Origin of the sequence: Vibrio breoganii, assembly GCF_001677275.1 — a bacterium.
GTDB classification, from domain to species: domain Bacteria; phylum Pseudomonadota; class Gammaproteobacteria; order Enterobacterales; family Vibrionaceae; genus Vibrio; species Vibrio breoganii.
The window spans coordinates 2,041,845-2,061,182 of sequence record NZ_CP016177.1; the positions used below are offsets into that span (position 1 = coordinate 2,041,845).

23 protein-coding genes are annotated in these 19,338 nt (G+C 45.0%); 13 read left to right on the plus strand and 10 right to left on the minus strand.

Annotated features, from left to right (window positions below; genetic code table 11):
* Positions 1-252: 252 nt before the first annotated feature.
* Both A6E01_RS09380 and A6E01_RS09385 read left to right on the plus strand, forming a co-directional pair.
* The gene (locus A6E01_RS09380; protein WP_017029271.1) at positions 253-1,098 is read left to right on the plus strand and encodes a winged helix-turn-helix domain-containing protein; all 846 of its coding nucleotides are present in this window, start codon (positions 253-255) and stop codon (positions 1,096-1,098) included.
* Positions 1,098-1,622, plus strand: a complete 525-nt coding sequence (locus tag A6E01_RS09385) for a regulatory protein ToxS (RefSeq protein ID WP_017029270.1) — start codon at positions 1,098-1,100, stop codon at positions 1,620-1,622. The genes A6E01_RS09380 and A6E01_RS09385 overlap by 1 nt, the downstream gene beginning before the upstream one ends.
* Before the next feature lie 75 nt (positions 1,623-1,697).
* Here the strand turns inward: A6E01_RS09385 and yfcE are convergent, their stop codons facing one another.
* The 5 genes from yfcE to A6E01_RS09410 all read right to left on the minus strand — a co-directional run bounded on the left by yfcE (position 1,698) and on the right by A6E01_RS09410 (position 4,640).
* Positions 1,698-2,243, minus strand: coding sequence for a phosphodiesterase (yfcE, locus tag A6E01_RS09390; protein WP_065210123.1), 546 nt, complete (start codon positions 2,241-2,243; stop codon positions 1,698-1,700).
* 128 nt (positions 2,244-2,371) lie between these two features.
* Positions 2,372-2,782: a CBS domain-containing protein gene (locus A6E01_RS09395; protein WP_065210124.1), complete on the minus strand. Its 411-nt coding sequence runs from the start codon at positions 2,780-2,782 to the stop codon at positions 2,372-2,374.
* Between the two features lies 1 nt (position 2,783).
* Positions 2,784-3,134, minus strand: a complete 351-nt coding sequence (locus A6E01_RS09400; RefSeq protein ID WP_017029267.1) for a P-II family nitrogen regulator — start codon at positions 3,132-3,134, stop codon at positions 2,784-2,786.
* Positions 3,124-3,918, minus strand: a complete 795-nt coding sequence (locus tag A6E01_RS09405) for a DUF1538 domain-containing protein (protein WP_017029266.1) — start codon at positions 3,916-3,918, stop codon at positions 3,124-3,126. Before A6E01_RS09405 ends, A6E01_RS09400 begins: the two co-directional genes overlap by 11 nt.
* Complete coding sequence (locus A6E01_RS09410) at positions 3,915-4,640, minus strand: DUF1538 domain-containing protein (protein WP_065210125.1); 726 nt, start codon at positions 4,638-4,640, stop codon at positions 3,915-3,917. The genes A6E01_RS09405 and A6E01_RS09410 overlap by 4 nt, the downstream gene beginning before the upstream one ends.
* A 192-nt stretch (positions 4,641-4,832) precedes the next feature.
* On the opposite strand from A6E01_RS09410, the gene A6E01_RS09415 reads away from it, so the two are divergent.
* The 4 genes from A6E01_RS09415 (at position 4,833) to A6E01_RS09430 (ending at position 8,441) form a co-directional block, all read left to right on the plus strand.
* Complete coding sequence (locus A6E01_RS09415; RefSeq protein ID WP_065210126.1) at positions 4,833-5,741, plus strand: TIGR01777 family oxidoreductase; 909 nt, start codon at positions 4,833-4,835, stop codon at positions 5,739-5,741.
* A gap of 336 nt (positions 5,742-6,077) precedes the next feature.
* On the plus strand, positions 6,078-6,932 hold the full coding sequence (locus A6E01_RS09420) for a co-chaperone YbbN (RefSeq protein ID WP_017029263.1): 855 nt from the start codon (positions 6,078-6,080) through the stop codon (positions 6,930-6,932).
* Between the two features lie 136 nt (positions 6,933-7,068).
* A complete protein-coding gene (locus tag A6E01_RS09425) occupies positions 7,069-7,992 on the plus strand; it encodes an SPFH domain-containing protein (protein ID WP_017029262.1) in 924 nt (307 codons plus the stop codon).
* Positions 7,989-8,441 carry an NfeD family protein gene (locus A6E01_RS09430; RefSeq protein WP_017029261.1) on the plus strand — a complete coding sequence of 151 codons (453 nt, stop codon included), beginning with the start codon at positions 7,989-7,991 and terminating at the stop codon, positions 8,439-8,441. Before A6E01_RS09425 ends, A6E01_RS09430 begins: the two co-directional genes overlap by 4 nt.
* 92 nt (positions 8,442-8,533) lie before the next feature.
* Here A6E01_RS09430 and ligA read toward each other — a convergent pair whose 3' ends face one another.
* Together ligA and zipA are read right to left on the minus strand one after the other, a co-directional pair.
* Positions 8,534-10,561: an NAD-dependent DNA ligase LigA gene (gene ligA / locus A6E01_RS09435; protein ID WP_017029260.1), complete on the minus strand. Its 2,028-nt coding sequence runs from the start codon at positions 10,559-10,561 to the stop codon at positions 8,534-8,536.
* A gap of 77 nt (positions 10,562-10,638) precedes the next feature.
* On the minus strand, positions 10,639-11,637 hold the full coding sequence (gene zipA, locus A6E01_RS09440; RefSeq protein ID WP_017029259.1) for a cell division protein ZipA: 999 nt from the start codon (positions 11,635-11,637) through the stop codon (positions 10,639-10,641).
* A 180-nt stretch (positions 11,638-11,817) separates the two neighbouring features.
* Between zipA and cysZ the strand changes: the two genes are divergently transcribed.
* From cysZ to crr, 5 genes are all read left to right on the plus strand, one after another.
* A complete protein-coding gene (cysZ, locus tag A6E01_RS09445) occupies positions 11,818-12,573 on the plus strand; it encodes a sulfate transporter CysZ (RefSeq protein WP_017029257.1) in 756 nt (251 codons plus the stop codon).
* A 133-nt stretch (positions 12,574-12,706) separates the two neighbouring features.
* A complete protein-coding gene (gene cysK, locus A6E01_RS09450; RefSeq protein WP_017029256.1) occupies positions 12,707-13,675 on the plus strand; it encodes a cysteine synthase A in 969 nt (322 codons plus the stop codon).
* Between the two features lie 251 nt (positions 13,676-13,926).
* Positions 13,927-14,184, plus strand: coding sequence for an HPr family phosphocarrier protein (locus A6E01_RS09455; protein WP_017029255.1), 258 nt, complete (start codon positions 13,927-13,929; stop codon positions 14,182-14,184).
* 125 nt (positions 14,185-14,309) lie between these two features.
* Positions 14,310-16,034, plus strand: a complete 1,725-nt coding sequence (gene ptsI / locus A6E01_RS09460; RefSeq protein WP_065210127.1) for a phosphoenolpyruvate-protein phosphotransferase PtsI — start codon at positions 14,310-14,312, stop codon at positions 16,032-16,034.
* Between the two features lie 40 nt (positions 16,035-16,074).
* Positions 16,075-16,584: a PTS glucose transporter subunit IIA gene (crr, locus tag A6E01_RS09465; protein WP_065210128.1), complete on the plus strand. Its 510-nt coding sequence runs from the start codon at positions 16,075-16,077 to the stop codon at positions 16,582-16,584.
* Between the two features lie 107 nt (positions 16,585-16,691).
* Here the strand turns inward: crr and A6E01_RS09470 are convergent, their stop codons facing one another.
* A complete protein-coding gene (locus tag A6E01_RS09470; protein ID WP_017029252.1) occupies positions 16,692-17,597 on the minus strand; it encodes a Dyp-type peroxidase in 906 nt (301 codons plus the stop codon).
* Between the two features lie 15 nt (positions 17,598-17,612).
* Entirely contained in the window at positions 17,613-18,071 is a 459-nt protein-coding gene (locus A6E01_RS09475) for a DUF2919 domain-containing protein (protein WP_017029251.1), read from the minus strand.
* 77 nt (positions 18,072-18,148) lie between these two features.
* Between A6E01_RS09475 and A6E01_RS09480 the strand changes: the two genes are divergently transcribed.
* The gene (locus tag A6E01_RS09480; protein ID WP_017029250.1) at positions 18,149-18,490 is read left to right on the plus strand and encodes a DUF2956 domain-containing protein; all 342 of its coding nucleotides are present in this window, start codon (positions 18,149-18,151) and stop codon (positions 18,488-18,490) included.
* A gap of 4 nt (positions 18,491-18,494) precedes the next feature.
* Here A6E01_RS09480 and A6E01_RS09485 read toward each other — a convergent pair whose 3' ends face one another.
* On the minus strand, positions 18,495-18,773 hold the full coding sequence (locus A6E01_RS09485; RefSeq protein WP_017029249.1) for a winged helix-turn-helix domain-containing protein: 279 nt from the start codon (positions 18,771-18,773) through the stop codon (positions 18,495-18,497).
* A 212-nt stretch (positions 18,774-18,985) separates the two neighbouring features.
* Here A6E01_RS09485 and A6E01_RS09490 point away from each other — a divergent pair, with 212 nt between their 5' ends.
* Positions 18,986-19,336, plus strand: coding sequence for an ArsC family reductase (locus A6E01_RS09490; protein WP_017029248.1), 351 nt, complete (start codon positions 18,986-18,988; stop codon positions 19,334-19,336).
* The last annotated feature ends 2 nt before the right edge of the window (positions 19,337-19,338 follow it).

Below are 19,338 nucleotides of genomic sequence, written 5' to 3' on the forward strand. Positions count from 1 at the left end.
GACTCCATACTTTTATGTTTACTCATAACCACACCAGGTTCGAATTTGCTGATGCTTGTACTCATAAGGCATGAAATAAGGGTGAGAAGTGCAAATTCAAGGTCAATTAGTATAAAAAAACTGTTTTTTAGATAAAATTTTATTATGCTATGGCGGTTATTCGCTCTAAAAGGCGATATATCTCACACTTCATATGGAATGAGTGTGATGGGTTACGGAAGCGTGTGTCAGCGAAAATCAAAGAAGATCTAAATGAGTAAAATCGGTATTAAATACGTACTAGCCCAGAAGTATATTTTTGATCCAAACAGCAACTCACTTGTCGATCAATCAGATGACGATAGTTTAGTGCGACTTGGTAGTAATGAAAGTCGAATCCTCACCCTACTTTGCGAACATCCAAATGAGGTGGTTACTCGTGACCAACTGCATGAATTTGTTTGGAGAGATCAAGGTTTTCAAGTTGATGATTCTAGCCTAACTCAGGCAATTTCTACTCTTAGGAAAATGCTAAAAGATTCCACTAAATCTCCGCAGTTTGTAAAGACTGTGCCGAAGCGTGGCTATCAATTGATTTCGTCTGTCGAGCGCGAAACCCCGACTCCTCAAACCGAGGAAAAAGCCGCTACTCCTGCAGCAGAGCCGGCTCTTGCTTCGATCACTACATCGCAGCTAAAAGAATCTAAAGCCGAGCAAAACACCAAGAAACAAGCGTTCTGGTCAAATTGGGATACAAACACCCGAATTTTACTGTTAGTGGCGATTTTATTGCCAATTATTGCGCTGATGATCCCTAATTCTTCACCCTCTACATTCCGTGCCGTCACGGTAGTAAATGATGTACCGGTTAAAACAACCGAGGGCCACCCTGATCTGACTAACTGGATGGAAAGCATCGAAAGCTGTGTAGACCATTACATGACCGCTTATACGGATGAGTCTGATCCCGTCGAAGTCATTGCAACGGCAAGCCAATCAGAGCAACTCTATTTAAGCTACATTCATGGACCACAGTTTACCTCTGAAAATAGCACTGTCCGTCTTGTTGGCAAACAGCAAGACCTTGCCAAGATCTGCGCAAAAGGAGGCCGTAAGTAATGAACCAACGTGTAGCATCAATTTTATTAGTGATCTCTGTGGTTTTCAGTGGTTGGTTATACTGGGGCAGCGACGTCAAGATCGAACAAGTGTTGACCTCTCGTGAATGGCAAACAAACCTAGATACGTTTGTTTACTCTGATCTCGCAGACGAAAGCATTGGGCCTCTGAACAAGGTTCACATTATGTCTAATGTGAAATACCTACCCAATGGCGACTATATCCGTGCATCACGTATCCAGCTGTTTAATGACGTCAATGTTGTGTCATTTACGATGAACATTACTGAATCAGGTCTGTGGCAATTAAGTGACAACTATCTGCTGATCGACCCTAAAGAGTTTAAAGATTCTGCAGCCATCGATAGCAAAGATTTCACTGAACAACAGCTTCGAGTGATAAAGCAGCTGTTTATCACTGATGCCCAACAAAGCCGTCGCGTGGACATCATCGATGACAACTCAATCTTGCTAACCAGCCTAGGGCACGGTTCTCGAGTGTTGGTCTCAACTCCAACGATGTAAGTTAAAATAAAAAAGGAGGCTAAGCCTCCTTTTTTGATCCTGGGTCCTGGGTCCTGGGTCCTAGGTCCTATATTCCTATATATTCGTTTCCGCCAACACATCCCCATCAAAGCTAACCACACTGAGTTTGTTATCTTCAAGCAACCCGTAGCTTGCTACATTGCCACCTTTAGGCAAGGTTACAGAACCAGGATTAAACAAAGTGTAATCACCCATTGATGCAGCTACAGGCAGATGAGTGTGCCCATGGGCTAATACATCACCGGCTTTCAGTGGTGGCAATCTGTCTTGGTTGTACAAGTGACCGTGAGTTAAGAAAAGACGCTTCCCGCTTTCTAATAACACTATCGCAAAGTCGCTGAGTACAGGGAAATCAAGTAGCATCTGATCTACTTCACTATCGCAATTACCTCTTACTGAAATAATGTCATCTTTGTATTCATTTAGAAGTTCGGCTACCTGTGCTGGCGCATAGGCTTCTGGTACTGGATTTCTCGGCCCATGGTTAAGGATATCGCCAAGCAAGATAAAATGCTCCGCACCAGAGGCGTGATAAGCGTCGACAGCTTTTTGGGTTGAGGCCAAGCAGCCATGCAAATCAGAGGCAAAAAACAGTTTCATATTGAATTACTCTATCGTCTTTCATTGCCCGAGAGTGTAACAATGCCCTCTGTTTTTCTCCAGAGGATAGCGCCTGAAGTTGGTAAACAGCTGTTACTTCACTCTTATGCTAGGTTCTTGTTGCTTGGTTAGAACTCCGAATCTAGCACCATGCCCTTCACAACAATATTGTTGTAGCTCACCATCCCAAGCACATTGCCATCTAATACAACCGGAGCCCGACTAATTCCAAATCGCTCAAACAATCGTGCGCAGTATTTGACGTTCATATCTGGTGATACACACAACGCAGGCTTACTCATTATCTCATAGACATTAGTTCGAGCCGGTGAGCGATTCTGAGCCAATACTTTCTTGGCAATATCATTCATCAACACCAAACCATATTCGTCATCCTCATGGCGTTTATTCACGATCAGTGCTTTGACCTCGTTTTCACGTGCTATGCCTATTGCTTCTTGAACCGTCATTAAGCCATCAACAATGGCATAGGTTGCAGACATGACATCCTTTACTCTGCGGCTGGTGTGACTTTTCATATCATAGTTCCCTCTCTACTATCTTGGTTAGAGTCTCAACCTGATGGGCGACTCCAACGGCGTCCTCTACATCTATCTGTACCGCGATACCCTGTCCTGATTCTTGGTCAAACTCACCAATATCGCTGATCTTCTCCAAAATACGGCGCGATAAGTGCTCTTCAACCACAAACAACAATACGTCCTTTTGAACCTCAAGCGTCAGCCCTAAGAAGGTACGCTTTTGATTCAACCCTTCACCTCGAGCATTACTGATCACAGTCGCACCCGTTGCACCCGCAGACCGAGCGGCATCAAGTACCGCATCCGTACGGATATCCTCAACAAAGGCTAGTATCAATTTAAATCGCATTAGAATCCTCCTTAATAGGATAGCGCTGGTTAAGCCAGCGTGTAATCTGCGCATACCCCATTACGGTAATAATTGGGAATAAACTGGCAAAGGCAATAAGCCCAAAGCCATCAATCAGTGGGCTTCTACCTGGCACCGTCGAAGCGAGCCCTAAACCTAACGCTGTCACTATGGGCACAGTGACGGTTGATGTGGTAACACCGCCACTGTCATAGGCAAGGGGAATGATCATGGATGGAGAGAAGTAGGTCTGTACGATAACGATCAGATAGCCCACTATGATGTAATAATGAATCGGGTCTCCGGCAACGATGCGATAACACCCTAATGTAATGCCAATCGCCACCCCTAGCGCCACCGCCAATCGCAAGCCGTTCACCTTAATGCTGCCACCGGAAACCTGATTGGCTTTAATCGCCACCGCTATTAACGAGGGCTCAGCTATGGTGGTACTAAAACCGATGCAAAAGGCAAACAGATACACCCAGTAATAATCAAACCAATGCAGCAAACCTGACTCAGATAAACGCATCTCTTTTAGGAACTCAGGCATGGTTAACTGCATGGCCATGGTTTCCCCTAACGGAAATAACGCTGCCTCTAAGCCAATCAGAAACAGCGCTAATCCCACAATCACTAATACGAAGCCGAGCAATACAGAGGGTAAATTTCGTATGGGTCTGCGCAGAACCGCCACCTGAAAACCAAATAAGATCACACCAATGGGGAAAACATCCATGACTGTAGAGGCAAATACTTCAAGGGTATGCGCTAAAGTAATCATGACAGCCACATCCCATACAGCATGACGAAGATCATGGGCAGCAAGGAAGCAAATGCGATTAACCCAAAACCATCCACCATGGGGTTGCGACCCTTGATAGAAGATGCCAGCCCTACCCCTAAAGCGGTGACCAAGGGCACAGTGATGGTCGAGGTAGTTACCCCACCCGAGTCATAGGCAATGCCGATGATGCTTTGTGGGGCAAAAAAGGTCAGCGAAACCACCAACAAGTAGCCACTGATGATCAAGATATGGATGGGCCAGCCCTTGAGAATTCGGTACACCCCAAGCACCAAGGCGCACCCCACCGACAGCGCGACGGTTAATCTGAGGTGGAAGGTATAATCCTGCATGCTGTCATCATTGAACGCGATCACCCCTTCTTTCGCCGCCACCTCAGCGGCCTCCATTGCTACAGCCGTAAGAGCGGGCTCCGCTATGGTTGTGCCAAAACCAAGACAAAAAGAGAAGAATATCAACCAAGCCACACTGCCCTTACGTGCAAAGGCCTGCGCCATCGACTCTCCGATGGGAAACAGCCCCATATTGAGCCCAAGCACAAATAAGGTAAGTCCGAGCACCACCAGTAGCATGCCGAATAGAATAGTAAAAAAGTGTGGGAGGGGTTGTTGCAGGATAACTAGCTGAAAGAATGCCACCACCAAAACGATGGGCGTCAGATCTTTTGCACTATCAATGAAAGATCGTAGGAAGACATTCATCTGCTTGCGTTATTCCTTACGTATTAAAGAAATTAAACCGTGTGTTAGTCTTATAGATTAACTATGGTCAATTATCCGTGGCCTAGGTGTGACGTAAGGCTCGAAATGTAACGTCTATAATTATAGGCTCTTTCAGCTTAGCGCTGGATTTACACATAACGTCGACTGGCAATTACTCTACTTGGAGCAGGTATGCACATATTGATTACTGGTGGTACTGGGTTTATTGGTCGCGCATTGGTCAAACAACTCATCCCTCATCAAATGACTATCTTGACTCGTGACAGTGACAACGCTGCGCAGCAATTAAAGCACGTAAACCCTAATTGCTTGCTCTTTGTGCAGTCTCTTGATCACCTGCAAGACCTTTGTGACTTTGATGCAGTGATTAATTTGGCCGGAGAGCCCATTGTGAATAAGCGCTGGACTGATCAACAAAAGAAACGCATTTGTGACAGTCGCTGGGACATCACTCGTCAAATCGTCGACCTCATCAAACGCTCTTCAAATCCGCCCAAGGTATTTATTAGCGGTTCTGCAGTCGGCATTTACGGAGATCAAAACCAAATTCGAGTCGACGAAGAAACCCCATATAAGGCTGAGGGTTTTCCGCATTGCGTCTGTCAAGAGTGGGAGGACATCGCCAATCAAGCGCGCAGCGAGCAAACCAGAGTCGCGCTACTTCGAACAGGGATTGTATTAGGCCAAAATGGGGGCGCATTAGAAAAAATGCTACTGCCCTACAAGCTTGGTCTTGGCGGCCCATTAGGTGCTGGTCAGCAATATATGCCGTGGATTCACATTCAAGATATGGTGAGAGCCATTCAATTTCTACTCGAAACCGAGATCTGCTCTGGCATCTTCAATATGGTGGCACCGCACCCTGTCACCAACAAAGAATTTAGCCAAACATTGGCAAAGACCCTCTCAAGACCGCACTTTTTATTTACACCTAAGTTTGCCATGCAGATGGCCTTGGGCGAATCCAGTTGTTTACTGTTTGATAGCGTCAAAGCCAAGCCCAAACGACTCACTGAAATGGGCTTCACTTTCAATTACTCAAGGGTTCAACCAGCGCTGTCGCAAATTTTGTCACACTAACTTTTTACAATTTTTTCTACAAAACTGTCGTTTCGCCATAAATTTGTAATAAAAGGTGTGCAAAATACAGCCTGTTATGATTAATCATGTTCAAGTTTCAGAGGACAGTATGTCTTTAAACAAACTCAACTGGTTAAGTGTGGGGGTTGTGGTTCTTGTTTTAGTGCTAATTTAACCCATACACTAACCAAGCCTACAGAAACTCAGGTTCGCTCCGTTAATTAATGAGATTAGCGAGAATGGCCTGAGTTTTTTGGTTTTCATAAACAAACACCTTGAGATTGCCTAAAGTAACCCAATCTATAAGAGACTCATCATTAGTCTAGGGACACATTCATGCATTCAGAATTCATCGTCGAAATGAACCAACAAAACTTCCAACAGATCTTGGAAGGCTCAATGAACACACCCGTTGTGGTCTACTTTTGGGCGCCGATGAGTCAAGAGAGCGCTGATCTTGTTCCACAAATCCAGCAACTTGCACAGCAATATGCAGGCGCCTTCACCCTAGCCCTGCTCAACTGCGAGCAAGAGCAGCAAATTGCCGGACAGTTTGGTATTCAGGCGCTGCCGACTATCGCTTTGTTTAGTCAAGGCCAAGCCATTGATGGATTAGGTGGACCGCAGCCAATTCAAGCCATTGAGGCCATGCTACAAAAACACCTGCCAAGCCAAGATGAGCTTAATCTGCAAAAAGCATTGAGCTTAATGTCAGAACAGCAATACACAGAAGCGCTTGTTCTGTTTGGCTCTTTACCTGAAGAGTTGCAAAATAAGGGTGAAGTAAAACTGGCTAAAGCTGATTGCCTAATCGCAACCGCGCAATTTAGCGAAGCTGAAGCTGTGCTATCTCATATCCCACTAGAGTATCAAGACAACTACTACAAAGGATTGATGGCGAAACTAGAGCTTCACGCGCAAGCGGCAAACAGCCCAGAGATACAAGCCCTAGAGACTCAGCTAGGCAATGACGCTGAGAACGCTAAAATCGCCAACGAACTGGCGCTGCAATACCATGAAGTGAACCGCAGCGATGAAGCCCTTGAGCTATTGTGGACATTTATTTCTAAAGACCTAGGTGCATTGGACGGTGAGATGAGAAAAACCTTTATGGATGTTCTGTCTGCATTAGGACAAGAGAATGCAACGGCTAAACAATATCGTCGCCAGTTGTACTCTATTCTCTACTAATCTTATTGAATAATAAGGCTCTTTTTTCTGTTCAAGGCGTGACGTTTTCACGCCTTTTTTAATCTATTCGCACAAAATATCCCCTAGAAATAGAGTATAGTTAGCGTTCTACTACTTCATCGTTAGGAAAGTACGCATGGACTCTACTCTCATTACCATCGCCATTTTTATCGCACTGGCCGTTATCTTAATTGCTGCTGGGATCAAAACCGTTCCTCAGGGAAGCAACTGGACCGTTGAGCGCTTTGGCCGCTACACCAAAACACTGCATCCAGGGCTGAACCTTATCATTCCCTTTGTCGACTCTATTGGCAATAAAATCAATATGATGGAGCGAGTGCTGGATATCCCCGCTCAAGAAGTCATCTCAAAAGATAACGCCAACGTCACCATCGATGCCGTGTGCTTCGTGCAAGTATTTGATGCCCCTAAAGCGGCCTATGAAGTCACTGAGCTAGAGCACGCTATTCGTAATCTTACTCTCACTAATATCCGTACCGTACTTGGCTCGATGGAGCTCGACGAAATGCTCAGTCAAAGGGATATGATCAACACCCGCCTACTATCGATTGTTGATGAAGCGACTAACCCTTGGGGCGTTAAAGTCACTCGTATTGAGATCAAAGATGTTCAGCCACCAGCCGACCTCACCGCTGCCATGAATGCACAGATGAAAGCAGAGCGAAACAAGCGTGCCGAAGTCCTTGAAGCAGAAGGTATTAGACAAGCGGAGATCCTTAAAGCGCAGGGTCACAAGCAATCTGAAATCTTAAAAGCAGAAGGTGAGAAGCAAGCCGCAATATTGCAAGCTGAAGCTCGCGAGCGTTCGGCTGAAGCAGAAGCAAAAGCAACACAAATGGTTTCTGATGCGATTGCTGCAGGTGACATGCAGGCCGTTAACTACTTTATCGCACAAGGCTATACCGATGCGCTGAAATCCATTGGCCAAGCGGAAAACGGAAAGGTCATTATGTTGCCGCTTGAAGCAACAGGCTTGATGGGCTCCATTGCGGGCGTTGCTGAAATGTTTAAAACGGCCGATGACAAGGGTAAATCGTGATAGAGCTCCTGCAACAAATTAACCATTGGCATTGGCTAGCATTTGGCCTGGCACTGCTGTGCTTTGAAGTCTTAGGTACTGCTGGCTACTTTCTTTGGCTTGGCATCTCTGCTCTTATTGTTGGCGCCATTCTTAGTGCGCTTCCTCTAGGATGGCAAATGCAGTGGATGAGCTTTGCAAGCTTTGGCCTCATCACTACTTGGCTTTGGTGGCGCTACCAGAAAGGCAAAGATAAAATCGATGAAAAGACGACTACTCTGAGTAAACGCTCACAGGCCTTGATTGGTCAGTTCACCACCTTAGAGCAAGACTTTCCCGCTGGTAAAGGTCGTCTAAAACTGGGCGATACCTCTTGGACAGCCGTGGCCGAACAAAGCCTAGAAGCGGGCACCGCTGTTGAGGTCCATAAGGTCGAAGGCATTATCTTGCACATTCGCCAAAAGAGTTAATATTCTTTAACTCACGTATTACAAAGCAAATAAAAAAGGCTTCTAAGATGATGAACATCTAGAAGCCTTTTTAATGCAAACAATACTCAGTATTAGCTAATGCCGTGCTGTTGCATTAAATCAATCAGCCCTTGCTCATCTTGTATTTCAACCCCAAGGTCTTGCGCTTTTGCGAGCTTGGAGCCTGCCGCTTCACCAGCAAACAAGATGTCGGTCTTTTTCGACACACTGCCCGTTACCTTAGCGCCTAGGTTTTGCAGTGCAGCCTTAGCATCTGAGCGAGTAAGCTGGGATAGTGAGCCCGTTAGCACGACCGTTTTACCTGCTAAAGGTAATTCTTCGGCATTTGCCACTTCCTTAATCTCAGCCCAGTTGATGCCGCTCTCGATAAGCTCGGCAATCACCGCTTGATTTCGCTCTTGAGCAAAGAATGCCTTAATGTGCTCAGCCACAATGGCTCCAACATCGGGCACTTCCAGCAAAGCTTCAACGCTTGCTTGCTCAATACGCTCAAGGGTCTTAAAGTGCTGCGCTAAGTTGGCTGCGGTAGCCTCTCCTACTTCTCGAATGCCTAAAGAATATAAGAATCGAGGTAGGGTCGTTTGTTTTGATTTTTCTAGGGCGTCGACAACATTTTGCGCAGATTTTGGTCCCATACGGTCAAGAACAGTAATTCGACCTGCACTTAGCTTGAAAAGATCGGCTGGTGTTTGCACCATTTCTTTTTCGACTAATTGCTCAACGACCTTGTCGCCTAAGCCATCCACATCCATCGCTTTACGCGATACAAAGTGCTTCAGTGCTTGCTTACGTTGCGCAGAACATACCAATCCACCAGTACAACGGGTCACCGCTTCACCTTCGGTACGTTCAGCATCGGAGCCACACACAGGGCATACCACTGGGTAGACAATCGCTTTGGCATCATCTGGGCGTCTGTCTAACACCACGCCAGTGATTTGAGGGATCACATCACCCGCACGGCGGATAATAACCGTATCTCCCACCATCACGCCCAAACGCTGGATTTCATCGGCGTTGTGCAAGGTGGCATTGCTGACCGTCACGCCGCCAACAAATACCGGCTCAAGCTTAGCTACAGGCGTAATGGCGCCAGTGCGCCCTACCTGAAACTCCACATCATTCAGTGTTGTCAGTTCTTCTTGTGCAGGAAACTTGTAGGCAATAGCCCAACGCGGAGCGCGAGCGACAAAGCCAAGCTGCTCTTGCTTTGCTATTTCATCAAGCTTGATCACTACGCCATCTATCTCGTAATCAAGGTCATCTCGCGTCTCAAGAATGTATTGGTAGTAAGCAATCACGTCATTGAGGTTTTCAACCTTACGCACCACAGGGCACATAGGTAATCCCCACTCTTTGAGCTGCAAAAAGCGTTGATAGTGGCTGTTTTCCAGCTCGCCTCCCTCAATAACGCCCACGCTATAGGCATAAAAACCCAAAGGACGTTTTGCCGTAATGCGCGAATCTAACTGACGCAAACTACCCGCTGCTGCGTTTCTTGGGTTAGCAAACGGCTTTTCGCCCTTCGCTATCGCCTGCTCGTTAAAACGGTCAAAACCCGCCTTAGGCATAAAGACTTCACCGCGCACTTCAAGTCGCGTTGGATAGCCCTCGCCCTGCAGTTTTAAAGGGATAGCGCTAATGGTGCGAACGTTCTGAGTAATGTTTTCACCCGTCGTTCCATCACCACGGGTTGCCGCTTGAACTAACACGCCATTTTCATACATCAAGCTCACCGCTAGGCCGTCAAGCTTAGGCTCGCAACTGAACGCACCAAGCTCACTGCTATTCAGTCTATCTTGCATGCGTTTATGAAACGCCTTGAGCTCCGAATCATCAAAGGCATTATCTAGAGATAACATTGGCACTTGATGGGTGACTTGGGTAAAGCCTGACAATGGCGCTCCGCCTACCCTTTGCGAGGGTGAGTCCACCGTGACTAATTCAGGGTTAGCTTCTTCTAATTCAATGAGTTGACGCATCAAGCGATCGTATTCTGCATCTGGGATCTCAGGGCTATCCTCAACATAATAACGCACCGCATGATAATGCAGTGCCTCAGATAGCTTAGCGTGTTGTTGTTGAATAGAATCTGGCATAGGGATTTCTCAAAAATAGGGAAAAGAAAAGGCTCTATGGAGAGCCCTTTATGTAATCTTGTTTATAAACCAAAGAGTTAGACTATATTGCTGGTCTCTTTTTGTTTTTGTCTTTGCACAAACTCCTGAATCTGACGCTTAAAGGCATCAATGCGATCGCGGGTCATTAGTGAGCGTTTATCATCTAATACGTGCCCACCTAGATCATCGGCAATCATTTGTGCAGTATGCAGCATGATCTTAAAGTTCTGCTCAGGATCGCCATAGCTTGGCAAGGTCATAAAGAACGAAATACCTTCTGTAGTGAAGGTCGCTGGGTCATCGTGAGACAATGTGCCCGGTTTAAGCATATTTGCGACACTGAATAACACTTTGCCCGTACCTGACATATCCGCATGGCGGTGATAAATGTCCATAGGACCAAAATGAAGACCGTTTTGTTCCATGCTGACAAACAAATCACTGCCGACAAAGATCTGGTTTGGCAAAGCCTTAACGTGCAAAACCAATACTTCGAGTTCTGGTTCTTCAGGTTCAGCAGCAACAGCAACAGCAACTGGCGTAGTTTCCGGCTCAACGGCTATCACCTCAGGCTCCACACTCTCTTCTATCTGCGGCTCTTTAGCAACAAAGGCAGAAGATGGCTCGTCTTCATGCTTAGAGTAAGCATCAGAGCTAATGGTAATTGTTGGTAATTCATCCGTATTAACCGCGACAGTCGGTCTGATTGTCTCAACATCATCGTGGTCATGGTTGTCTAACAGTGGATCACCAATATCATCATCGAAGCTAGAAAAGCTTGGCTCTTTCTTGCCACTCTTTTTCTTCACTTTTACCACATCGAAGTCATCTTCAATCACTGGTGTCTCTGTTGCCGGACTCTTAGGAGTCACAACCTCAGACTCAGTTGAGAACTCGCTAGAGAGATCTGTTGAAGACTCGTTGGCTAATTTACTTAATGGTTTATCCGAAAACTTACCACTTTGTTCGCGTTTATTCGTCCATAAACCATGAATAAGTAGACCCGCTATCGCTAGCACACCTACAACTATCAGTACGATTCGCAATTCCTGCATTTTTTGCTCTCTGCTTTACCCTGGTGAGACACCGAGATTGAGTTACTTAAACTACTTTAACAAAACTCTCCTAGAGAGTTGAATCTTTTAATAAAATCTATTCACTTTATGCTGTGATTTTGAGCACGCTTTTCTTATATTAGGCATAATTCGCGACAATCTCCGTCATAGGAAGACAAAATGCATCAAAATTTGAACCCAATGTCAGGCTTCGGTTACTTTTTCTCCGGATTTAAATTGGCATTACAACCTGGTTTGCGCCGCTATGTATTTATGCCACTACTGATCAACATCCTTCTGGTCGGTGGCGCACTCTTCTACCTATTTAGCAATCTCAATCAATGGATTGAGCAATGGCTTGGCGCTTTGCCTGAATTTTTAGATTGGCTTCGTTATCTACTATGGCCATTACTTGCTATTACTATCCTAGCAACCTTTTCCTACTTCTTTAGTACTCTAGCAAACTTTATTGCCGCCCCGTTTAACGGGTTATTGGCTGAGAAGGTAGAACAAAAGCTCAGTCCCGAGGGAATGATTGACCAAAGTGTGGCAGACCTTATTAAGGATGTACCACGAATATTAGGGCGTGAATGGCGCAAGCTTGTTTATCTTATGCCTAAAGCATTAGGCTTGTTCTTGCTGCTACTCATTCCCGCCTTTGGTCAAACTATCGCTCCCTTTGTATGGTTTATCTTTACCTCATGGATGCTGGCCATTCAGTATTGCGACTACCCATTTGATAATCATAAGGTCGACTTTAACTCTATGCGACTTGCGCTAAAACAAAAGCAAGGTAAATCCTATGGTTACGGTTCGATGGTGGCGCTGTTTACCTCCATCCCTCTCTTGAACCTGGTTATCATGCCGGTTGCTGTATGTGGTGCTACATTAATGTGGGTAACAGAATTCAAACAACATCAAAAAGTTAGCTATTAGTTATAACCTTTTATTCCTTTATAACAAGATAGTTGCATCTTATTCTAGGATTGTAGAAGCAATTTGCTCGAGTCATCAACAGTGTATGGCTCGACCTCAATGACATAGCGCGTCAACGCACAAGGAAGCAAGCATGAGCAAAATTTACGATGACAATTCACTCACTATAGGTAACACGCCTCTCGTTCGTTTAAACCGCGTCAGCAACGGCAACGTTCTCGCTAAAATTGAAGCACGCAACCCTAGCTTTAGTGTTAAGTGTCGTATTGGCGCCAACATGATTTGGGAAGCAGAAAAAGCGGGCACGCTAACTAAAGGCATTGAACTTGTAGAGCCTACCAGTGGTAATACGGGTGTTGCTCTTGCTTTTGTTGCAGCAGCACGTGGCTACAAACTGACGCTAACCATGCCTGAGTCAATGAGTCTTGAGCGTCGTAAGCTACTTAAAGCGCTAGGTGCAAACCTTGTTCTTACCGAAGCAGCTAAGGGTATGAAGGGCGCTATCGCTAAAGCAGAAGAGATTGTGGCTGAAAGCCCAGAAACCACTCTGCTTCTTCAACAGTTCAACAACCCAGCAAACCCTGCAATTCATGAACAAACCACAGGCCCTGAGCTTTGGGAAGCTACTGACGGCGAGATTGATGTATTGGTTTCTGGTGTCGGTACTGGTGGTACAATTACCGGTACTAGCCGTTACATTAAGCAAACGAAAGGCAAGGCAATCACTTCTGTTGCTGTTGAGCCCGCTGAGTCTCCGGTCATCAGCCAAGTGCTTGCAGGCGAAGATGTGCAGCCTGCTCCACACAAAATTCAAGGTATCGGCGCTGGTTTCATCCCTGGCAACCTAGATTTAGAGCTAGTAGACAAGGTTGTGACTGTCACTTCAGATGAAGCTATCGATATGGCACGTCGTTTGATGGAAGAAGAAGGTATTTTAGCCGGAATCTCTTCAGGCGCAGCGGTTGTTGCTGCTAATAAAATCGCGGAACTCCCTGAATTTGCTGGGAAAACTATCGTAACCGTACTACCAAGCTCTGGTGAGCGTTACCTCAGTACTGCGTTGTTTGCTGGTATATTCACAGAGAAAGAGAATCAGCAATAAGCACAAAAAAAGTGTGCCCAAATCAAGTTTTCAACCAAAAAAGCCCCTTTTAGGGGCTTTTTTATTGATTCGCGGTCAGCATTTGGTAATATTTCTAGGCTTTATTTTTCGCTTCAAAATAAAAGAAGCACGAATTTAGGCTACACATAAAAGTCATAAGAACTTACGTAGTCAAAGTCATGAGCCAGTTTAAACAATAAATAGGCGGCTCAGACTTCAAAACATAATCTAATATCAACGGGGTATATCACATGTATGAGAAGCAAGTAGAAATCACTGCAGAAAACGGTCTTCACACTCGTCCAGCGGCGCAGTTTGTTAAAGAAGCAAAATCATTTGATGCAGATATCACTGTGACTTCTAACGGCAAAAGCGCTAGCGCAAAAAGCCTATTCAAGCTTCAAACTCTAGGTCTAGTTAAAGGCACTATGGTTACTATCTCAGCTGAAGGTCCACAAGCTACTGAAGCTGTTGACCATCTAGTAGCTCTAATGGATGAGCTACACTAAGAGACTACTGTTTCAAAAACTAAAGCCACTTCGTTGTTAACAACCAAGTGGCTTTGTTGAAATAGCGTCTATGTAAGCTAAAAATTAGTAATCCGCCCACTTATAGACCAGTTTAAGGTAAAGCTATGATCTCAGGTATTCTAGCGTCTCCAGGTATTGCTTTTGGTAAAGCACTACTTCTTCAAGAAGATGAAATCGTTCTAAACACACAAAAAATTTCTGCCGACCAAGTCGATGCAGAAGTTCAGCGTTTTTATGACGCTCGCAACAAATCAGCAGCCCAACTTGAAATCATCAAGCAAAAAGCCCTTGAGACTTTTGGCGAAGAAAAAGAAGCGATCTTTGAAGGTCACATCATGCTTCTTGAAGATGAAGAACTAGAAGAAGAAATTCTTGCTCTTATTAAAGGCGAGAAACTATCTGCAGATCATGCGATCCATTCAATCATCGAAGAGCAAGCCGTTGCGCTTGAGTCTCTAGATGACGAATACCTAAAAGAGCGTGCTACTGACATCCGTGACATCGGCACTCGATTTGTTAAAAACGCACTAGGTATCAACATTGTTTCACTAAGCGACATCGATGAAGAAGTTCTTCTTGTTGCTTACGACCTAACGCCATCAGAAACAGCACAAATCAACCTAGATTACGTTCTAGGCTTTGCTTGTGACATCGGCGGCCGTACGTCTCATACCTCTATCATGGCTCGCTCTCTTGAGCTTCCTGCGATCGTGGGTACTAACGACATCACTAAACAAGTGAAAAACGGCGACATGCTAATTCTGGATGCGATGAACAACAAGATCATCATTAATCCAACAGAAGCAGAACTAAACGAAGCGAAGCAGATTCGTGACGACTTCCTAGCTCAAAAAGCGGAGTTAGCAAAACTGAAAGATCTGCCAGCAATTACTCTTGATGGCCATCAAGTAGAAGTGTGCGGCAATATCGGTACAGTTAAAGACTGTGATGGCATCAACCGCAACGGCGGTGAAGGCGTTGGTCTGTACCGTACAGAATTCCTATTTATGGACCGTACTGCTCTTCCTACTGAAGACGAGCAATACCAAGCCTATAAAGAAGTTGCTGAAGCAATGAATGGTCACTCAGTGATCATCCGTACTATGGATATCGGTGGTGATAAAGACCTACCGTACATGGACCTTCCAGAAGAGATGAACCCGTTCCTTGGTTGGCGCGCAGTTCGTATCAGCTTGGATCGTCGTGAAATCCTACGTGACCAAGTTCGCGGCATTCTACGTGCATCAGCACACGGTAAGCTTCGCATCATGTTCCCAATGATTATCTCTGTTGAGGAAATCCGTGAACTGAAAGCAGCTATCGAAGAATACAAAGCAGAACTTCGCTCTGAAGGCCTAGCGTTTGACGAGAACATCGAGATTGGTGTTATGGTTGAAACTCCGGCAGCAGCGGCAATTGCTCACCACCTAGCGAAAGAAGTTTCTTTCTTTAGTATTGGTACAAACGATTTAACTCAGTATACTCTAGCAGTAGACCGTGGTAATGAGCTTATTTCTCACCTATACAACCCACTATCACCGGCTGTTCTAACTGTGATCAAGCAGGTGATCGACGCTTCTCACAAGGAAGGTAAGTGGACTGGAATGTGTGGCGAACTAGCGGGCGACGAGCGTGCAACACTTCTTCTACTAGGTATGGGCCTAGATGAGTTCTCTATGAGCGGCATCTCTATCCCTGCAGTGAAGAAAGTAATTCGCAACGCAAACTTCGCGGAAGTAAAAGCAATGGCAGAAGAAGCTCTTCAAATGCCAACTGCCGCAGAAATTGAAGCGCACGTTGAGAAATTTATCGCGGATAAAACAAACTAATAATATAATTTAATAGAAATTAATTGCTTAGGAGCATGTAATGGGTCTGTTTGACAAACTTAAGAAGCTGGTATCGGACGAAGGCAACGCTGCAGGTTCAATCGAAATCATTTCACCTCTTTCTGGTGAGATCGTTAACATTGAAGATGTGCCAGATGTAGTTTTCGCTGAAAAAATCGTTGGTGACGGTATCGCTATCAAACCAACTGGCAACAAAATGGTTGCACCAGTGAATGGTACAATCGGTAAGATCTTTGAGACAAACCATGCGTTCTCTATTGAATCAACTGACGGTATCGAACTATTCGTTCACTTCGGTATCGACACTGTTGAACTGAAAGGTGAAGGCTTCACTCGCATCGGTTCAGAAGGCCAAGAAGTTAAAGCTGGTGATACTATCATCGAGTTTGACCTTGCATTCCTAGAAGAGAAAGCTAAATCTACTTTGACTCCAGTTGTTATCTCTAACATGGATGAAATCAAAGAGCTGAACAAGCTTTCTGGCGCTGTAACTGTTGGTGAAACTCCAGTTCTACGCGTAACTAAGTAACTTCTACTTAGATTCAAGTGAATAAAAACGCAGCCAATGGCTGCGTTTTTTTATGCTTATCAATCAGTAATCAGCCCAACTCGCGCTTGCGGTTAGGCATGAATCGATTAAGACAGAGCCAGTTGCTTCAACATCGTCTGACTCGGCGCAAAGAAGTACGCACCTGTGACTGCTTTTGTGTAATCCAGTAGCGCATCGGTAGTGCCATCGACTTGTCCATACATGCTCTCAAGCATATCAGTGAAGTTACTTAGCGTATTACAGTAAGCGATAAAGAGTAACCCGTGATCACCAGAGACAGAGCCATACGGCAAGCTGTGACGGACAATCTTCAAGCCCTTGCCTTCTTTTTTGATATCTACACGTCCTACGTGAGACTCAGCCGGCACGTCTTCAAGCTCTATCGAATCTTCTTTAGTTCGACCAATCTTTTGTTCTTGTTGACTGACAGACAGGGCATTCCAAGCAGGTAGGTTGTGCTCAAAGCGTTGCACCATTACATAGCTGCCGCCTTCAAAAGGACCTTCACTTAAAAGAGCCACTTCAGATCTTGCATCCCCTTTCGGGTTTTCAGTGCCATCAACAAAGTCCGTCATATCGCGCGAATCTAGGTAACGGTAACCGTAAGTTTCATCAACAATAGTGACGTCATTAGCGATCTCTTGCATTAACTTACGCAGTAAGAAAAAGTGCAGGTCGTGACGGTGCGAATGGCAATGCACCAGTACATCGACGTCTGTTGTCGGTGCTTCAATATCGCCACACTCTAAGCGAGGAAACGGAATCAGTTCGCTCGGTACGTCTTTAGAAATGCTCTCACTCCAAAATTGGTGAGAAAAAGCAATGCTACTGGTTAAATGTGCACCGGGTTGATTGAAATTGATATCCCCTACCCAGTCACCCATCTGTTGCAGTGCGTTCAGTACTTTGCTTTTATCTCCGGTAACCTTGATAAGCACGTATAACGCAAATGGGCCCGGTTCTGGCACTATGGCCGCTTGAGGTTGAATCATTGTAATTTCCTTAGACTAATTATCCGAAATGCTGTCAAAACAATCTTTTACTCGTCGGCTGTTGAATAGATAAATAATAATCCAACTCAATCCAACGACCGATAGGGCTGCGCCCCAAGTAAACTGACCATGTTGTAAAGAAATATAGTGCAACTCGAGTGCCAACTGGACGATAGAGAGTAGGATGGTCGTCATACGACCGAGGCCAATCAATTTGTTTAGCCATCTTCTATCCGGGTTTCTTAACCCAATCACCCACATTAACAGCAGGCTCGGCACTCCCATACACATCATAATATATAGACTGAAAGAGTTAGGATAGATCATCGAAAGGATATCGCTTCCTTTATCGCGAGTGACTCCTGCCATCACAAACACTATCCAGCCTCTGGCTAAGAACAACCAAGCAAACCAAAGCCAAATTGGCGCTTTTAGATAGCCATTCTTGTCATATTCTTCAATTAAATAACGCACATTATCCACTTTCTATTGAAGAACTTATTTATAATTAAGGGCATAATTAACTCTGGCACTTCACTTGCAAAAAACTTATGAAAAAGAACAATACGACAATCTCTTCAGAAACCCAACAACAAGCGATGCAGGTCGCTAAATCTATCCAAAAACCTGGGCAAACCAAAGAGCAAACCAAGCTCATTGCGTTGGGAATAGAAAAGGGTATCGCAGAATATAAAAAACGTCAGAAGCAAAAGGCGCGTGAAGCCGACAAGCTAAAAAAACGCAGTCAAAGGCAAAAACAAAGCGCGACTGAATCGGTAACCGGTGATGTGGCAGAAACAGAAGCCCCATCCAACTCAAGCAAATTACCTTGGGCACTATTAGTCGTCAGTTGGATAGGTTTTATTGCTTATGTTGTGCTTACTGCTGCTTAGCGTATCAAGACAGGTGAGAGCGGATTTCGGTGGTATTGCCTGCCACCCATTGCTGGTCTAGCGGGCCCCAATCGGACACTTGATAGTAGCCATCATTGTGGCGACAACCATCCTGAACAAATTTCAACGAGATGCCGATCCCCGGCAGGGCCTTCAAAACATCTTGGATCGTGCGACGTGGCCAACCTGTGCATTCTATTAATTTGGGAACATTTGGACGCTCCATGCTTGCAACCAAATGAGCTAAATATATACGACGAGCAAAAACAGGATTCAATTCCATTGATACCTCCTACAACTGTTTTCACTAATTATTGCCAATATGGGCGAGAACGACTTGAGTCTGATCAAACAACATTGACTCTTTATTCGCTTTTGTGAATTTTTTTACACAATTCATCGCTTATGTGCGCTACTTCAAACCGAGTTAGGTATACAAGATGTTGGATTAGTTTGATAGGATTCAAGTATCGATAAACGCACTAAGGACAGATCATGAGCGTAATCATGTATGGTATCCCAAATTGTGACACCATAAAAAAAGCCAAGAAGTGGCTTCAAGAACATCAAATAGAATTCACCTTTCACGACTATCGCAAACAAGGTATCACCACCGAAATGGTGAGCGAGTTTTGTGACTTTTTTGGTTGGGAACAAGTGCTCAATAAGCGCGGCACCACTTACCGACAACTGCCTGACGAACAAAAACAAGCCCTAGACCGTGACAATGCCATTGCCCTTTTGCTTGAGCATCCCGCCATGGTCAAACGCCCTATCATACGCATTGGCGATCTTCTGCATATTGGCTTTAAAGCCGACCAATACGACAACATTTTTCATATTTAAGG

Bases quoted from the DNA above. Each gene is read 5' to 3' on its own strand.
- A6E01_RS09380 (WP_017029271.1), top strand. From the start codon at position 253: ATGAGTAAAATCGGTATTAAATACGTACTAGCCCAGAAGTATATTTTT.
- A6E01_RS09385 (WP_017029270.1), top strand. From the start codon at position 1,098: ATGAACCAACGTGTAGCATCAATTTTATTAGTGATCTCTGTGGTTTTC.
- yfcE (WP_065210123.1), bottom strand. From the start codon at position 2,243: ATGAAACTGTTTTTTGCCTCTGATTTGCATGGCTGCTTGGCCTCAACC.
- A6E01_RS09395 (WP_065210124.1), bottom strand. From the start codon at position 2,782: ATGAAAAGTCACACCAGCCGCAGAGTAAAGGATGTCATGTCTGCAACC.
- A6E01_RS09400 (WP_017029267.1), bottom strand. From the start codon at position 3,134: ATGCGATTTAAATTGATACTAGCCTTTGTTGAGGATATCCGTACGGAT.
- A6E01_RS09405 (WP_017029266.1), bottom strand. From the start codon at position 3,918: ATGATTACTTTAGCGCATACCCTTGAAGTATTTGCCTCTACAGTCATG.
- A6E01_RS09410 (WP_065210125.1), bottom strand. From the start codon at position 4,640: ATGAATGTCTTCCTACGATCTTTCATTGATAGTGCAAAAGATCTGACG.
- A6E01_RS09415 (WP_065210126.1), top strand. From the start codon at position 4,833: ATGCACATATTGATTACTGGTGGTACTGGGTTTATTGGTCGCGCATTG.
- A6E01_RS09420 (WP_017029263.1), top strand. From the start codon at position 6,078: ATGCATTCAGAATTCATCGTCGAAATGAACCAACAAAACTTCCAACAG.
- A6E01_RS09425 (WP_017029262.1), top strand. From the start codon at position 7,069: ATGGACTCTACTCTCATTACCATCGCCATTTTTATCGCACTGGCCGTT.
- ligA (WP_017029260.1), bottom strand. From the start codon at position 10,561: ATGCCAGATTCTATTCAACAACAACACGCTAAGCTATCTGAGGCACTG.
- zipA (WP_017029259.1), bottom strand. From the start codon at position 11,637: ATGCAGGAATTGCGAATCGTACTGATAGTTGTAGGTGTGCTAGCGATA.
- cysZ (WP_017029257.1), top strand. From the start codon at position 11,818: ATGCATCAAAATTTGAACCCAATGTCAGGCTTCGGTTACTTTTTCTCC.
- cysK (WP_017029256.1), top strand. From the start codon at position 12,707: ATGAGCAAAATTTACGATGACAATTCACTCACTATAGGTAACACGCCT.
- A6E01_RS09455 (WP_017029255.1), top strand. From the start codon at position 13,927: ATGTATGAGAAGCAAGTAGAAATCACTGCAGAAAACGGTCTTCACACT.
- ptsI (WP_065210127.1), top strand. From the start codon at position 14,310: ATGATCTCAGGTATTCTAGCGTCTCCAGGTATTGCTTTTGGTAAAGCA.
- crr (WP_065210128.1), top strand. From the start codon at position 16,075: ATGGGTCTGTTTGACAAACTTAAGAAGCTGGTATCGGACGAAGGCAAC.
- A6E01_RS09470 (WP_017029252.1), bottom strand. From the start codon at position 17,597: ATGATTCAACCTCAAGCGGCCATAGTGCCAGAACCGGGCCCATTTGCG.
- A6E01_RS09480 (WP_017029250.1), top strand. From the start codon at position 18,149: ATGAAAAAGAACAATACGACAATCTCTTCAGAAACCCAACAACAAGCG.
- A6E01_RS09485 (WP_017029249.1), bottom strand. From the start codon at position 18,773: ATGGAATTGAATCCTGTTTTTGCTCGTCGTATATATTTAGCTCATTTG.
- A6E01_RS09490 (WP_017029248.1), top strand. From the start codon at position 18,986: ATGAGCGTAATCATGTATGGTATCCCAAATTGTGACACCATAAAAAAA.